This window comes from Mesorhizobium sp. LMG 17147 (assembly GCF_024297145.1).
In the GTDB taxonomy this organism is placed as follows: domain Bacteria; phylum Pseudomonadota; class Alphaproteobacteria; order Rhizobiales; family Rhizobiaceae; genus Mesorhizobium.
This window is the reverse complement of record NZ_JANCTC010000004.1, coordinates 304,672-317,849: the sequence shown is the minus strand read 5'-3', so window position 1 is coordinate 317,849 and position 13,178 is coordinate 304,672. Positions and strand designations below refer to the sequence as shown.

Annotated in this window: 14 protein-coding genes; 7 read left to right on the top strand and 7 right to left on the bottom strand. The window is 62.5% G+C overall.

Going from position 1 to position 13,178, the window contains the following annotated elements; translation table 11 throughout:
- Positions 1 to 152 precede the first annotated feature (152 nt).
- From NMG46_RS11050 to NMG46_RS11040, 3 genes are all read right to left on the bottom strand, one after another.
- Positions 153 to 1,109 (bottom strand): alpha/beta fold hydrolase, encoded by a 957-nt coding sequence (locus NMG46_RS11050; RefSeq protein ID WP_254817676.1) that lies wholly within the window; start codon positions 1,107 to 1,109, stop codon positions 153 to 155.
- Between the two features lie 41 nt (positions 1,110 to 1,150).
- The gene (locus NMG46_RS11045; RefSeq protein WP_254817675.1) at positions 1,151 to 1,636 is read right to left on the bottom strand and encodes an SRPBCC family protein; all 486 of its coding nucleotides are present in this window, start codon (positions 1,634 to 1,636) and stop codon (positions 1,151 to 1,153) included.
- Between the two features lie 119 nt (positions 1,637 to 1,755).
- A complete protein-coding gene (locus NMG46_RS11040; RefSeq protein ID WP_254817674.1) occupies positions 1,756 to 2,004 on the bottom strand; it encodes a ParB N-terminal domain-containing protein in 249 nt (82 codons plus the stop codon).
- Positions 2,005 to 2,160: 156 nt separating this feature from the next.
- Between NMG46_RS11040 and NMG46_RS11035 the strand changes: the two genes are divergently transcribed.
- The 5 genes from NMG46_RS11035 to NMG46_RS11015 are packed head-to-tail and all read left to right on the top strand — an operon-like array spanning position 2,161 to position 7,660.
- The gene (locus NMG46_RS11035) at positions 2,161 to 3,801 is read left to right on the top strand and encodes a ThuA domain-containing protein (RefSeq protein WP_254817673.1); all 1,641 of its coding nucleotides are present in this window, start codon (positions 2,161 to 2,163) and stop codon (positions 3,799 to 3,801) included.
- Between the two features lies 1 nt (position 3,802).
- Entirely contained in the window at positions 3,803 to 5,170 is a 1,368-nt protein-coding gene (locus NMG46_RS11030) for an aspartate aminotransferase family protein (protein ID WP_254817672.1), read from the top strand.
- 10 nt (positions 5,171 to 5,180) lie between these two features.
- A complete protein-coding gene (locus NMG46_RS11025) occupies positions 5,181 to 6,110 on the top strand; it encodes a 3-keto-5-aminohexanoate cleavage protein (RefSeq protein ID WP_254817671.1) in 930 nt (309 codons plus the stop codon).
- A gap of 9 nt (positions 6,111 to 6,119) precedes the next feature.
- The gene (locus NMG46_RS11020; RefSeq protein WP_254817670.1) at positions 6,120 to 6,632 is read left to right on the top strand and encodes a GNAT family N-acetyltransferase; all 513 of its coding nucleotides are present in this window, start codon (positions 6,120 to 6,122) and stop codon (positions 6,630 to 6,632) included.
- Positions 6,629 to 7,660, top strand: a complete 1,032-nt coding sequence (locus NMG46_RS11015; RefSeq protein WP_254817669.1) for a histone deacetylase family protein — start codon at positions 6,629 to 6,631, stop codon at positions 7,658 to 7,660. Before NMG46_RS11020 ends, NMG46_RS11015 begins: the two co-directional genes overlap by 4 nt.
- Positions 7,661 to 7,678: 18 nt before the next feature.
- Here NMG46_RS11015 and NMG46_RS11010 read toward each other — a convergent pair whose 3' ends face one another.
- Together NMG46_RS11010 and NMG46_RS11005 are read right to left on the bottom strand one after the other, a co-directional pair.
- Complete coding sequence (locus NMG46_RS11010; RefSeq protein WP_254817668.1) at positions 7,679 to 8,944, bottom strand: cysteine desulfurase-like protein; 1,266 nt, start codon at positions 8,942 to 8,944, stop codon at positions 7,679 to 7,681.
- 47 nt (positions 8,945 to 8,991) lie between these two features.
- Positions 8,992 to 10,059: an aldo/keto reductase gene (locus NMG46_RS11005; protein WP_254817667.1), complete on the bottom strand. Its 1,068-nt coding sequence runs from the start codon at positions 10,057 to 10,059 to the stop codon at positions 8,992 to 8,994.
- 329 nt (positions 10,060 to 10,388) lie between these two features.
- On the opposite strand from NMG46_RS11005, the gene NMG46_RS11000 reads away from it, so the two are divergent.
- Positions 10,389 to 10,553: a hypothetical protein gene (locus tag NMG46_RS11000; RefSeq protein WP_023674744.1), complete on the top strand. Its 165-nt coding sequence runs from the start codon at positions 10,389 to 10,391 to the stop codon at positions 10,551 to 10,553.
- A gap of 51 nt (positions 10,554 to 10,604) precedes the next feature.
- On the opposite strand, the gene NMG46_RS10995 is transcribed toward NMG46_RS11000, so the two are convergent.
- A complete protein-coding gene (locus NMG46_RS10995; RefSeq protein WP_254817666.1) occupies positions 10,605 to 11,111 on the bottom strand; it encodes a DUF1993 family protein in 507 nt (168 codons plus the stop codon).
- 123 nt (positions 11,112 to 11,234) lie between these two features.
- Between NMG46_RS10995 and NMG46_RS10990 the strand changes: the two genes are divergently transcribed.
- Positions 11,235 to 12,272 carry a DUF1176 domain-containing protein gene (locus tag NMG46_RS10990; protein WP_254817665.1) on the top strand — a complete coding sequence of 346 codons (1,038 nt, stop codon included), beginning with the start codon at positions 11,235 to 11,237 and terminating at the stop codon, positions 12,270 to 12,272.
- Here the strand turns inward: NMG46_RS10990 and NMG46_RS10985 are convergent.
- Entirely contained in the window at positions 12,269 to 13,126 is an 858-nt protein-coding gene (locus NMG46_RS10985; RefSeq protein WP_254817664.1) for a S9 family peptidase, read from the bottom strand. The genes NMG46_RS10990 and NMG46_RS10985 overlap by 4 nt on opposite strands.
- Between the last annotated feature and the right edge of the window lie 52 nt (positions 13,127 to 13,178).

Sequence of the window (13,178 nt, the reverse complement as noted above, 5' to 3'; positions counted from 1 at the left end):
AGGCGTGGCACCGTCAATTGAAAAGCTTTGATGGCGTTATCTAAAGCTGTGATCCGGCCGATGGGCGATCGGCTGGATGCGCCGCGCCAAGGCCTCATCAACGAAATGCCGGCCATCTCGCGGGAGACGGCCGGCAGACAATTGACTGGACGTCAGTTCGTTTCGTTGACGACCTCATCCCAAGTCTTGACCTTGGTCTCGCCATTGAGGAACGGCAGCGTGGCAGCTGTCAGTTCCGGCGCGAAGAACACGTCGTAGTGGGTGCGGTTCGGCAGGATCGCCAGGCGGTTTTGCGACAGGTTCTCGCGCATCCAGCCGGCGTCCTTCAACCCGCCGCCAAGCATCTGGTAGAACTTGATCTCGTGCTCGGGCCGGTACATGTCACTGTCGCCGAACACCAGCATGACCGGCATTTTCAGCTTCGGCACGTCGGCAGAATAATCGTAGTCCTTGCGCATATAGGCGCCGAGCTGGTCGAGCAGTTTCGGAAAATCCTCCGGATGCGGCGCGACCGCGACGTAGGATTTGTACATCGGCGTGTCCTTCATCATGTCGGCCATCGCTGCGCCGACTTGTGCCTGCTGGCCACGCATCTCGGCATAGAAGCCGTCCGCAGCGTAGCCGGTCGAGACCAGGACGAGCCGGCGCACCACGTCGGGATGCTGCACGGCCATGCGGAAGGCGACGCCCCCACCCAGCGAATAACCCATGACGTCGACCTTGTCGTAGCCGAGCGCCTTGACGATCGCCGCCATGTCGTCGCCCATCGCCTCCAAGCTGAGCGGCCGGTCGCCGAGCGCGGTGCGGCCATGGCCCTGTAGGTCGACCCCGATGACGGTGCGGTTTTCGGTAAGCTTCGGCAGGATCGGCGCGAACATGTCGGTTGTGCCGAGACCGCCATGCAGCAGAAGCAGTGGCTCGCCCTTGCCATAGACGGCGTAATAATAGTTCAGGCCGTTGATCGGCAGCAGGCCGGACTTTTGCGGCTTCGGCAGTGTTGCGGTTGCGGTCGTCATGGCGGGCTTGGCCTCCTCTGCGTTGATGGCGCCCGGCGCGGCAAAGAGCGCGGCGGCCGAGGCGAAAATGGCAATAAATATCGATCTGGACATATCAGTCTCCCTCTCTCGTTTGCATCAAAGTCGCTTGTGCATCAAAGTAGCTTGGCGACCTCCTCGAGCTGTTCGGCGCACTGGCCCCAGCCGTCGTGAAAACCCATTTTCTCGTGCTGTTCGCGGTCGGCGACCGACCAATGCGCAACCCGGGCGATGTAGCGGGTCTTGCCCTCGCCCTCGTCGTCGAAGGTCAGCACGACCGTCATGAACGGCTTTTCGGACGGCTCCCACGCCCTGGCATAGGCATCGGTGAAGACGAGCCTTTTGCCTGGTACGACTTCGAGGAAGATGCCTGGATTCGGGAACTCCTTGCCCTCGGGATCGGCCATGACGACAAGGGTGGAGCCACCGGTCCGCACATCCATTTCGGCGCGCGGCGTCGTCCACGGCTTCGGCGAGAACCATTGCGTCAGCAGCTTCGGCTCGGTCCAGCAGCGATAGACGTTCTCGCGCGGCGCATCGATGATGCGGGCGAGAACCAGCTCGCGGTCGGAGTTGGGGGCGATGTCGAGCTTGGTGGTCATGGCGTTCCTCACACGTCGGTTTGGCTTTCGTGTCTAGGACGAACCGACAAGACGCAAGCCGACACGGCCCGCGAAAAAATCCGCGGGACCGGAGATTCGAGCGACGGAACCGAGTGGCTTCAGTGGCGCTTGGCTTGCACCAGATAGGCGTCGATCTCGGTCTCGCCGAGCCACTTGGCCGCTTCCAGCCGATGCAGGCCTTCGACCAAGACGTGGCGCTTGCCGTCATGGCGCACCTGGATCGGCATCTTCATGCCGTTTTCCAGAATGTCCTCGGCCAGATGGCGGACGGTTTCAGGATGCAGCGTCTTCTTGCGCGCGGTCGGCACGTAGATGTCGTCGACCCTGACCTTTTGCACTCTCAGCATATCGGCTCCCGTGGCGGACAACGCCGCCCTTTGTGAGATAGTCTGTTTGGCCGGCAAGGCCAAGGGAGCAGCCCGGCAATGGCTGGCCCGATCGTTTCCAATTGACGCTTGGCCGGCGGATGGCCGAAATGGCGGCCTTCGACCTTAGCGGTGTCCATGAACCATCTGCCGACCGAGTTTCCCGATTTCGGACTGACGCCGGAGCAGCGACGCCAGGCGGTGCGCAGCCATTACTGGGAATGGCCCGGTATGGATGGCGGGCGCGGCGAAATCTGGTGCTACAGCGACCGTTTTTCCTATCGCCCCGGCGAGATGGTGGCGCTGCATGTCAGTTCGACGGCCGCCGGTTTCGGCATCGCGATCATCCGCGACGGCGGCGCGGAAACGACAATGTTCGAAAGGACCGGGATTGCGGCGCGGTGGCAAGATACGCCGGATCAATGTTCGGTCGAAGGCTGCGGCTGGCAGGCGTCGTTCGAGTTTCGCATCGGCGACGACTGGCCATCCGGCGCCTATCGCGTCACGCTTGAAGCGGACGGTCGCGACGGCAAGCCGATCCGCTGTCATCACCTTTTCATCGTCTCGCCGCAGCCCGGCAAGAAACCCGGCCGCGTGCTGCAGGTCGCGGCCACCGGCACCTGGCTCGCCTACAACACATGGGGCGGTTCCAACCATTACGAAGGCATCACCGGGCCGGCCCGCGACCAGTATGCACGAATGGTGTCGACGCAGCGGCCTTGGTGCCGCGGCTTCGTCGTGCTGCCCAAGGATGCGCCGCGCGTGCCGCTCGAAGTCGCGGTGCCGCCGAAAACCGTGCCGCGCTATCCGCACATGGAATGGGCCTTTGCCACCGGCCATTCGAAGAAATACGCCTCAGCCGGCTGGGCAAGCTACGACAGCCATTTCTTCCGCTTCGCTGAGCGTTCCGGCTACGCCGTCGATCTCGCCAGCCAGCACGATCTGCATTTTTCGCCCGACATTCTCGACGGCTATGACTGCGTCGTCTTCGTCGGCCACGACGAATATTGGACCTGGGAAATGCGCGATGCGGTCGACACCTATGTCGAGCGCGGCGGTCATGCGGCGCGCTTTGCCGGCAACTTCATGTGGCAGACCAGGCTGGAGGACGAAGGCCGCCGGCAGGTCTGCTACAAATACCGCGCCCGCGCCGAGGACCCGGCCTATCGCGGCGGCGATATAAGGCGCGCCACCAATTCCTGGGAAGCGCCGGAAATCGGCCGGCCGGGTGCGGCGACCTTCGGCCTCAACGCGACAAGAGGCGTCTATGCCGGCTGGGGCGGCTGCGCGCCGCGCGGTGTGCGCGGCTTTCCGGTCTACCGGCCGGAGCATTGGGCCTTTGCCGGTACCGGCATCTACTATGGCGACCTGCTCGGCGCCGACAGCCATGTCTATGGCTATGAGGTCGATGGGCTCGATTTCGAGATCCGCGGCGGCCTGCCCTACCCGACGTCCGACAGCGGCGCACCGGACGGCCTGCAGGTGCTCGCGGTCGGCATGGCGGCCCAGGTCGAGGAAAGCGCCGACATCCCGTTCGAGGACCAGTTCCTCGGCGACGAGGACGGCCGCTTCACCGCCGAAACGCTGTTCGGCGAGGCAAGCGACGCCAATCTGGACAAGGTCAAACGCGGCAACGGCATGATCGTCAACTTCCCGCGCGGCGAAGGCGAGGTGTTTCACGCCGGAAGCTGCGAATGGGTTACCGGCCTGCTAAGGCAGGATGCGATGGTCGAGCGTGTTACCAGAAATGTCCTCGACCGCTATCTCGGAAAGTCATGACATGCTGAAGTCCCCTGCCCCGGAAGCCCGCGAAGCCTCGCATCTGTTTTATCTGTCCAGCCTGCGCCGGCCGCTGATCGACCGCGCCGAAGGCATCTACATGTGGACGCAGGATGGCCGCCGCTTCATCGACGGATCGAGCGGCCCGATGGTCGCCAATATCGGCCACTCCAATCGCAACGTGCTCGACGCGATGAAACGGCAGATGGACCGCGCCACCTTTGCCTACCGCCTGCATTTCGAGAACGAACCGGCAGAGGAGCTCGCGCGGCAACTGGCGGCCAAACTCCCCGAGGGCCTGGACCGCATCTTTTTCGTCTCCGGCGGCTCGGAGGCAACGGAATCCTGCGTCAAGCTGGCGCGGCAATGGGCGGTCGCCATCGGCCAGCCCAGCCGCTGGAAAGTGATCACGCGCTTTCCGTCCTATCATGGCGGCACGCTCGGCGCGCTCGCCGTCACCGGCGACGATGCGCTGGCCGAAACTTTTGCGCCGATGATGCAGGTCATGCCGACGGTGCCGGCGCCTGCCGCCTGGCGCGACCGCGACAATCTTTCGATGGAACAGCGCGGCACCTGCTACGCCGACATGCTGGAGGAAAAGATCCTCGCCGAGGGACCGCAGAGCGTGCTCGCCTTCATCATGGAGCCGGTCGGCGGCGCTGCCACGGCAGCATTGGTGGCGCCCGACAGCTATTATCCGCGCATCCGCGAGATCTGCGATCGCTACGGCATCCTGCTCATCCATGACGAAGTGATGAGCGGTGCCGGCCGCACCGGAAAATTCCTTGGCGGCGACCACTGGAACTGCAAACCAGACATCGTCGCGCTGTCGAAAGGGCTGGGCTCGGGCTACGCGCCGCTCGGCGCGCTGGCGGCACCGATGCGGCTGGTGCAGCCATTGCTCGCGTCGGGCGGCTTCCAGCACGGCCATACCTATGCCGGCAATCCGCTCGCCTGCGCCGCCGGGCTCGCCGTGCTCGGCGAGATGGACCGTCTCGGCCTGATCGCCAACGCGGCTTTCATGGGCGAGCTATTGATGGACGAGCTGAAGGGATTGGCGAAGCGGTTTCCGTTCATCGCCGACGTCCGCGGCAAGGGCCTGCTCACCGGTGCCGAAATGGTCGCCGATCCGGACACGCTGAGGCCGATCGAGCCGGCGAAAAAGGCCACTCAGCGCCTGCTCGACCTCGCCTATGAGCGCGGCCTGATCATCTACGGACGCAAGGTCAAGGGCGGTGTCGACGGCGACAATTTCATGGTCGCGCCGCCGATGATCGTCACCGCCGCGCAGATCGGCGAGATCATATCCATCATCGGTGACGCGCTCGAGGTGCTGGCCGGCGAGCTCGACCTGCCGGTCGAAGGCTGAGGAACGAACCATGGCACCGCGCAAAGTCATCATCACCTGCGCCGTCACCGGGTCGGTGCACACCCCGTCGATGTCGCCGCATCTGCCAGTGACGCCGGACCAGATCGCCGCAGACGCAATCGCCGCCGCCGAGGCCGGCGCTTCGATCCTGCATCTTCATGCCCGCGACCCTAAGGATGGGCGGCCGACCGCCGACCCCGAGGTGTTCATGCAGTTCCTGCCCCGCATCAAGCAGGCGACTGATGCGGTGATCAACATCACCACCGGCGGATCGTCGCTGATGACGCTCGACCAGCGGCTGGCCGCGCCGCTCAGGGCCGAGCCGGAAATGTGTTCGCTCAATATGGGTTCGATGAACTTTGCGCTGTTCCCGATGCTCGAGCGGCCGCGGGAATGGCAGCACGAATGGGAGCCGAAACTGCTCGAGGCCACCCGCGACACGATCTTCAAAAACACCTTTGCCGACATGGAGACGGTGCTCGAGAAGCTCGGGCGCGGTTGCGGCACGCGCTTCGAATTCGAGTGCTACGATGTCGGCCATCTCTATTCGCTGGCGCATTTTCGCGATCGTCGGCTGGTGTCTGGACCTTTGTTCATCCAGTTTGTTTTGGGCATCCTTGGCGGCATCGGCGCCGATCCAGAAAACCTGATCCACATGAAGCGCATCGCCGACAAACTGTTCGGCGACAGCTACCAATTTTCGGTGCTGGCCGCCGGACGCCACCAGATGCCGATGGTCTCGATTGCGGCGGCGATGGGCGGCAATGTCCGCGTCGGGCTGGAGGACAGCCTCTACGACGGGCGCCAACTCGCCAAGTCCAATGCCGACCAGGTGCGCCGCATCCGCAGCGTGCTCGACGGATTGTCGCTGGACGTCGCGACGCCGGCCGAGGCGCGGCAGATGCTGGCGCTCAAGGGCGGCGACCGCGTGGCGTTCTGAGATGCGGCCGTGACCAACCCACCGTCAAGAGACATTGTCATCCGGCCCGGCCGGGTGGAGGACGTCGAAACCATCCACGCCGCGCTCATACGGCTCGGCGCGCATGTCGGCGCACATCAGGAGATCACCTCGACATCTCGGGATCTCCGCACCTATGGCTTTGGCGAGAAGCCTGCCTTCTCGACCCTGATTGCCGAGGTCGGCGGCGAGTTTGCCGGGCTTTGCCTGCATTTTCCAATCTTCTCGACATGGATGGGCCGGCCCGGTGTCTATGTGCAGGATCTCTATGTCGAGGACCGTTTTCGCGGCCGCGGGATCGGCGAGCGCCTGCTGCGCCGGGTCGCGGCGCAATGCCGGAAGGACGGCGGCGTCTATCTCAAGCTGTCTGTCGATACCGACAACGAGACCGCCAAGGCTTTTTACGAACGGTTGGGCATTGCCTGGTCCAGCTACGAGCAGGTGCAGAAGATCGTCGGCGACGCCTTTTTCGCCTTCGCCGATGCACCGGAGGAGCCAACATGAAAGCCTTCTATGCCGAAGAACAGAAGCGCCACGACCCGAAGGCGTTCCTCTCCAGCGGCGCGCCGCAGCCCAATCCGGAAAAGCCGGAACGGGTCGAGCGATTGTTGGCCGGCGCAAGGGCTGCCGGCTGCACGATCGAACGGCCGCGGGATCACGGACTCTGCCCGATTGCTGCGGTACATACGCCGGAATATCTCGATTTCCTTCACCATATCTTCGCGCGCTGGCAGCGCATCGAGGGCGCCTCGGCCGAGGTCATCCCCAACATCCACCCGATCGCGCGGAACGGCTCCTATCCGGCCTCGGCGGTCGGCCAAGCCGGCTACCACATGGCCGACACAGCCTGCCCGATCTCCGGCGAGACGTGGCAGAGCGCGCTTTGGAGCGCCTGGAGCGCGGTTGAAACCGCCGAGGCGGTGATGTCGGGGGCGCCGGCCGCCTATGCGCTGTGCCGGCCGCCCGGCCATCACGCCTTTGCCGACGTCGCCGGCGGCTTCTGCTTCATCAACAATTCGGCGGTCGCCGCACAGGTTCTGCGCAAGCAGGCGGCGCGGGTGGCGATCCTCGACGTCGACCTGCATCACGGCAACGGCACGCAAGGCATCTTCTATGCCCGGCCGGACGTGCTCACCGTGTCGCTGCATGCCGACCCGGTGCGGTTCTATCCGTTTTTCTGGGGCTATGCCGACGAGCGCGGCGAAGGCGCCGGCCTCGGCTACAATCTCAACCTGCCGCTGCCGCGCAAATCCGGCGATGCGGCTTTCCTCGAAGCACTGGCGGCAGCGTTCCAGCGCATCAACGCCTTCTCGCCCGATGCGCTTGTGGTCGCGCTGGGGCTAGACGCCTTCGAAGGTGATCCGTTCGGCGGGCTGTCGGTGAGCACGCCTGGTTTTTCGCGCATTGGCGAGGCGATCGCCCGGCTCGGCCTGCCAACGGTCATCGTCCAGGAAGGCGGTTATCTCTGCGATGAGCTCGGCGACAATCTCACCGCCTTCCTCACCGGTTTTGGCCGCGCCCACAAGCGATGATCCGTCCGCGTGGCCCGCTCAGGATCGCTCCTGCCTCAGCATGGCGACGACGCGGTGCACGCTCTCCAGCGTCTCGTCGATCTCGGCTGCAGTGTTGTAATGAGCGATGCCGATGCGCACCACGCCCTGCTCGGCCGGAATGCCGAGCTGGTGGACGATCTCCCAGGCGTAGTTGTGGCCGGACCACAGGAAGATATTTTCCGCATTCATCTGCCGCACGATCGTCTCCGGCACTATGCCTTCGACAGTGAACGACACCGTCGGCACACGCTCATTGATCCGCTTCGGATCGGTGATGCCGTGGATGGTCAGGCCGGCAATATCCGACAGACCGTCGATCAACTGTTGCGTCAGCGGGTTCTCGTAAGCGATTGAGACTTCGAAGGCCTTGGCGATTTTCCGCCGACGCGACCCTTGCGCGCCAGCTGCCGCTCCCAACTCGGCAAAATAATCGACAGCCGCCGACAGGCCGGCCATCAATTCAATTTGCGGCGTGCCGAGCTCGAAGCGCTCCGGCAAGGCATTGGACGAGCAACGGCATTTATACGGCTTAAGCGCATCGATAACGTCCAGCCTGCCCCACAAAATTCCCATATGCGGGCCGAAGAACTTGTAAGCCGAGCAGATCAGGAAATCGCAGCCGAGCTTTTGGACGTCGATCAGACCATGCGGCGCGAACTGGACGGCATCGATGTAGACCAACGCACCAGCCCGCCTGGCGATGCCGGTCAACGCCTTCACCCGGTTGATCGACCCGGTGAGATTGCTGGCGTAGTTGAGCGCGACGAGCCGCGTCCTCTCGGAAAGCAGTGCGGCCAGCGCCGCCTCCTCGATCTGCCAGCTCTGCTGGTCGAAAGGCAGCCAGCGCACGACAAGGCCAAGGTCTTCAGCCAGTTGCAGCCAGGGCGAGACGTTGCCCTCATGGTCCATGCGGGTGAGGATGATCTCGTCCCCGGGCTTCATCGTGCGGCCAAGCGTTCGCGACATGTGGTAGGTCAATGTCGTCATGTTGGCACCGATGACAATTTCCTGCGGGCTCGCAGCGCCGAGAAAATCCGCCATCGCCAGATGGGCCTCGTCGACAATGTCCTGTGCCGCAATGGTGGTCTCGAAGAAGCCGCCGAGGTTGGCATTGGTAGTCAGCAAGCAACGCGATATTGCGTCCCCCACCGTCTGCGGGACCTGCGTGCCGGCAGGATTGTCGAGATAGATGCGCTGGCGGCCCTTGTCGGTCAGCGACAAAGCCGGAAATTTCGCGCGCACCGCGTCGATCCGGAAGCCCATGGCTGTTCCCCTCTCCTTATGACGATCGGACAACCACGCCCGACGCATCAAGGGCACGGATTGCCGACGCGCTGATGGATCGCATCAACGGCCTTCTGCATCTCCTCGGTCCAGACCACGTCGGCGGAAGAGAGCGCCATTTCGAGTTGCGAAATGGTGGTGGCGCCGATGATGTTCGAGGTGACCAAGGGCCGGTTCGAGACATAGGCATTGGCAAACAGCGCCGGCTCCATGCCGAAGGTGCACGCCAACCGGTTGTATTCGAGCTGCACCTCGGCAGCATTCGGCGTCTCGTAGCGCTGGCCGCGGTTGAACAACTGCGAGCGCGAGCCCTGCGGCCGCGCGCCATGATCGTATTTGCCGGTCAAATAGCCTTGCGCCAGCGGCGAATAGGCAAGCAGCGACACCTGCTCGCGCTCGCAGACTTCGGCAAGGTTCACCTCGAAAGTGCGATTGACGAAATTATAGGCGTTCTGCAGCGAGGCGACGCGCGGGCCGAGGCCCTTGTCGGCTTCGGCAATGAAACGCATGACGCCCCAGGAATTCTCGTTCGACAGGCCGAAATGGCGGATCTTGCCGGCCTTGACCAGTTCATCGAATACGGCAAGCGTCTCGGCGATCGGCGTCTCGCCTTCCGGCACGCCGGCGGCATCGGAGCGTCGCGGTAAGGTGCCGATGCGGTTCGGATTGGCGCCCCACGGCACGTCGCGTTCCGGCCAATGGATCTGATATAGGTCGATGTAATCGGTGTTGAGCCTGGCGAGTGACTTATCAATAGCGTCGAAGATATCGGCGCGCACCAGTTTAGACGGGCGGTCGCCGCGAAACCAAGTGTTGGCGGTGCGACCAACTACCTTCGAGGCGATGATCACTTGGTCCCGATTGCGCTTCTCCTTCATCCAATTGCCAATGATTGTCTCGGTACGGCCTTGTGTCTCCGCCTTGGGCGGGATCGGATAGAGTTCGGCGGTGTCGATGAAATTGACGCCGCGAGCAAACGCCAGATCCATCTGGGCGTGACCCTCCGCCTCGGTGTTCTGCTGGCCCCAAGTCATCGATCCGAGGCAGATTTGCGACACGAAAAGATCGGTCTGGCCGAGACGGCGTTTGTGCATGGAGTTTCTCCGGCGGGAATTTTGCGCGGCTGCGCGAGGAGGAAGCAATAGCATACAGGAAAGCGCCGCCCGCTTCCAAGCCCACCGACGGCAGGCCAGGCGACTTTCCAGGATGCCGGCGAACGGAGTTTTTCGCTGCGTCTAACAAAAAACCGGCCAAGTGCCGGGACTGAGGCCTACGCCCGAAGCACCGCCGAAGTTTCGCCGGAACAGCCGAATTATGTCAAAAAAGATCAGGGCAGCATGGCTGCCATGCGAATGCTGCACTGCACAATTGTCATGATCTGCCTATATTGACGGCCGTGGAGGTTGAATAAGGGGCTTGAATCATGGGATTCTTCACTGAAATGTTCGCCCGTCCGCGTCCGCGGGAACAGCTGCGTTATCGTGCGGCACTGGCGCTGCTCCATTCGATGAGCAATGCCGATCGCGCCGATATCGGCGTCAAGCCGGCCGATTTCCCGCGCATCGCCCGGGAAATGTCCCTGCGCTAAACAGCGCGCCGTGAGATATCCCGCCGCAGCGGGATATCCCACAAGCTGATCTCAACGCAATCCGAGGAAGATCGACTTGCCCAATGGCACGCCGTTGTGGCGCAGGATGTCGTAGGCGGTGGTCAGGTGGAAGTAGAAATTGGGCATGGCGGCATGCAGCAGATACTGCATTCCCGGCATCGAAACCTCGCGCCCCGCAAGCCGCAGTTCGACCATCCTGTCATCTGAACCATCGAATTCGGCCGCCGAAAATGTCGCGAGATAGTCGAGCGTCTTGGTAAGGCGGGCCTGCAGATCAACGAAGCTCGTCTCATTATCCTCGTATTTTGGCACCTCACGCCCGGCAAGCCGCGATGGCGCGCCCTTGGCGTGATCGGTGGCAATCTGTACCTGCCTGGTCAGCGCAAACATGTCCGGCGCCAGCCTCGCCGTCAGATACACCTGCGGATCGATCTTGCGATCAGCCGCATTTTGCTCGGCAATGTTCAGCACATTGGCCAGTGACTTCAGCCTCGCCGAAAATACCGGCACGGATGCTTCATACATTGATATGGTCACAAGAAATCTCCACGGGGCCCTACTGCCTATGGCGAGAGGTAGCGCTTTCGCACGCGATTGTTCAAGCGTCACCACGTCGCCGCAATAGATATGATAGGATTTTTTATCGAGTGGAGGTTCCCGATGAGACGCGCCCTTTTTGCAGCGACCGCCTTTATCTCTGTTGCCGTTGCCGGCCAATCGGCGCTCGCCGCAGACGCGCCTTATATCGACGACAGGTCGAATGCCGAAGCGGTGATCCGGTCGCTTTATAATGCCATCAGCCGGCACGAATTCGCGCGCGCCTGGGACTATTTCGGCGACACCAAGCCGGCCAAGGATTTCAATTCCTTCGTCAAAGGCTATGACGGCACCGACACGGTCGAAGTCAAAACCGGTGGCGTATCCGAAGACGGGGCTGCCGGCAGCATCTACTACAGCGTTCCGGTCGCCATCCGCGCGACGGCCAAGGACGGCAGCGAAAATGTCTTTGCCGGCTGCTATACGCTGCGCCAGATCAACGCCTCGATCCAGGAACCGCCATTTCGCTCGATCTTCATCGACAACGGTGCGCTGAAACCCTCAAAGGCCGATTTCGAGGATGCCGTGCCGGCAAGCTGCGGCGAAGGACCGCCGCCGCCGAAGAAGGACGCAGCGCTTGAGCAGGCCAACAAGGCGTTTGCCGCGACTTATGGCGACCAGTGCGACAAGGATCTTTTGGCGCAGAAGCCGGACATCTTCTCGATCCACTATAAGGACAAGGATGCGGCTGCCAGCGATCCCGAAAGCGAAACGCGGCTTTTCCATTTCGCCTGCTCGGCCGCGGCCTACAACGAAAACTCGATCTATTACATGAGCGACGACGTGCTTGGCGTAAGACAATTGCAGTTCGCCGAACCTGAAATGGACATCCGCTACGAGAACAATGACAGCGACGGCAAATTGCTGGGCATGACCATAGTTGGCTTCCAGACCTCCGGCTGGGCAACCAATTCCGATTACGACGAAGAGACCAAGACGATCACCACCTTCAACAAATGGCGTGGCATCGGCGATGCCTCTTCGTCGGGGACCTATCTGTTTCGCAACGGCGATTTTTCCCTGGTCCAGTACGACGTCGACGCGTCTTATGACGGCGAGGAAAATCCGCAGACGGTCGTCGACTACAATACCGCGCCTTAAGGGGCCTTCGACAACATCCAGTTGAGCGTGCCGCGCCAGTCGGTCATGCGGATGGGCGTGCCGTGCGTGCCGGTCTCGAAGCGGACGAAGCGTGTGGGATAGCTCTTCGATTTGGTCAGGATGGAGCGGAAGAAGGCTTCCTGTTTCTCGATTGGAAACACCGGGTCCTTGCTGCCTTGGCCGAAGAAGACCGGCACACGACGCTTGAAGGCGGGGCTTGAGAAGAAACTCTCGTCCCATAGCGAGCCGAGCAGCAGCAGCCCGTCGATGCGCCGGCCGGTATCATTGCGGGCGGCCAGCTTCCAGCATAATGAGCCGCCCATCGAGCCGCAGGCGACGAAGATTTTTGCGCTCGGCGATTGTTCGGCATAGTGGTCGATCAGCGCGGCGATCTGGGCGGCACCTGTGTCGCCGAAATCGGAAAAGTCCGGCGATAGATAGAGACCGCCGTTGCCCGCCATCAGGTTCTTGATGCGATTGAAATTACCGCCGAAGGTAAAGTCGTCGGTGCCCTGCTTACGGCTGCCGCCCTGCCCGTGCAGATAAAGCACGATGATGCTGGCGCCCCCGGTCTTGCCGACGGCAATGTGGCGGACATCGCCGGCGTCGGTCTTCAGCAAGAGATCCTGCTGCACCTTGCGCACGCCGGTTTCGGTGTATTGCGCGTGCACACGACGCTCAGGCACTTCGTCACGAGCGTTGATGTCGCGCAGCTCACGATAATCGACCACCGTATAGGCGCCGTTGCTCTCGGACGAGAGTGTGACCGGATAGGCGAACAGATCGTCCTTGAAGGGTTTGAGTTCGAGAGCGTTGGCATAGGCGACACAAAAGAGCTGCAAAAGAATCGCCATCGGCAGGGCCGGGAGGCCAGAGGGGGGCAAGCGGAACCGGAAGCAGGAACGA

Excerpts from the sequence above, each read along its gene's own strand:
- NMG46_RS11030 (WP_254817672.1), top strand. The coding sequence starts at position 3,803 with ATGCTGAAGTCCCCTGCCCCGGAAGCCCGCGAAGCCTCGCATCTGTTT.
- NMG46_RS11045 (WP_254817675.1), bottom strand. The coding sequence starts at position 1,636 with ATGACCACCAAGCTCGACATCGCCCCCAACTCCGACCGCGAGCTGGTT.
- NMG46_RS11015 (WP_254817669.1), top strand. The coding sequence starts at position 6,629 with ATGAAAGCCTTCTATGCCGAAGAACAGAAGCGCCACGACCCGAAGGCG.
- NMG46_RS11035 (WP_254817673.1), top strand. The coding sequence starts at position 2,161 with ATGAACCATCTGCCGACCGAGTTTCCCGATTTCGGACTGACGCCGGAG.
- NMG46_RS10985 (WP_254817664.1), bottom strand. The coding sequence starts at position 13,126 with ATGGCGATTCTTTTGCAGCTCTTTTGTGTCGCCTATGCCAACGCTCTC.
- NMG46_RS11040 (WP_254817674.1), bottom strand. The coding sequence starts at position 2,004 with ATGCTGAGAGTGCAAAAGGTCAGGGTCGACGACATCTACGTGCCGACC.
- NMG46_RS11050 (WP_254817676.1), bottom strand. The coding sequence starts at position 1,109 with ATGTCCAGATCGATATTTATTGCCATTTTCGCCTCGGCCGCCGCGCTC.
- NMG46_RS11010 (WP_254817668.1), bottom strand. The coding sequence starts at position 8,944 with ATGGGCTTCCGGATCGACGCGGTGCGCGCGAAATTTCCGGCTTTGTCG.
- NMG46_RS10990 (WP_254817665.1), top strand. The coding sequence starts at position 11,235 with ATGAGACGCGCCCTTTTTGCAGCGACCGCCTTTATCTCTGTTGCCGTT.
- NMG46_RS11025 (WP_254817671.1), top strand. The coding sequence starts at position 5,181 with ATGGCACCGCGCAAAGTCATCATCACCTGCGCCGTCACCGGGTCGGTG.
- NMG46_RS11005 (WP_254817667.1), bottom strand. The coding sequence starts at position 10,059 with ATGCACAAACGCCGTCTCGGCCAGACCGATCTTTTCGTGTCGCAAATC.
- NMG46_RS11000 (WP_023674744.1), top strand. The coding sequence starts at position 10,389 with ATGGGATTCTTCACTGAAATGTTCGCCCGTCCGCGTCCGCGGGAACAG.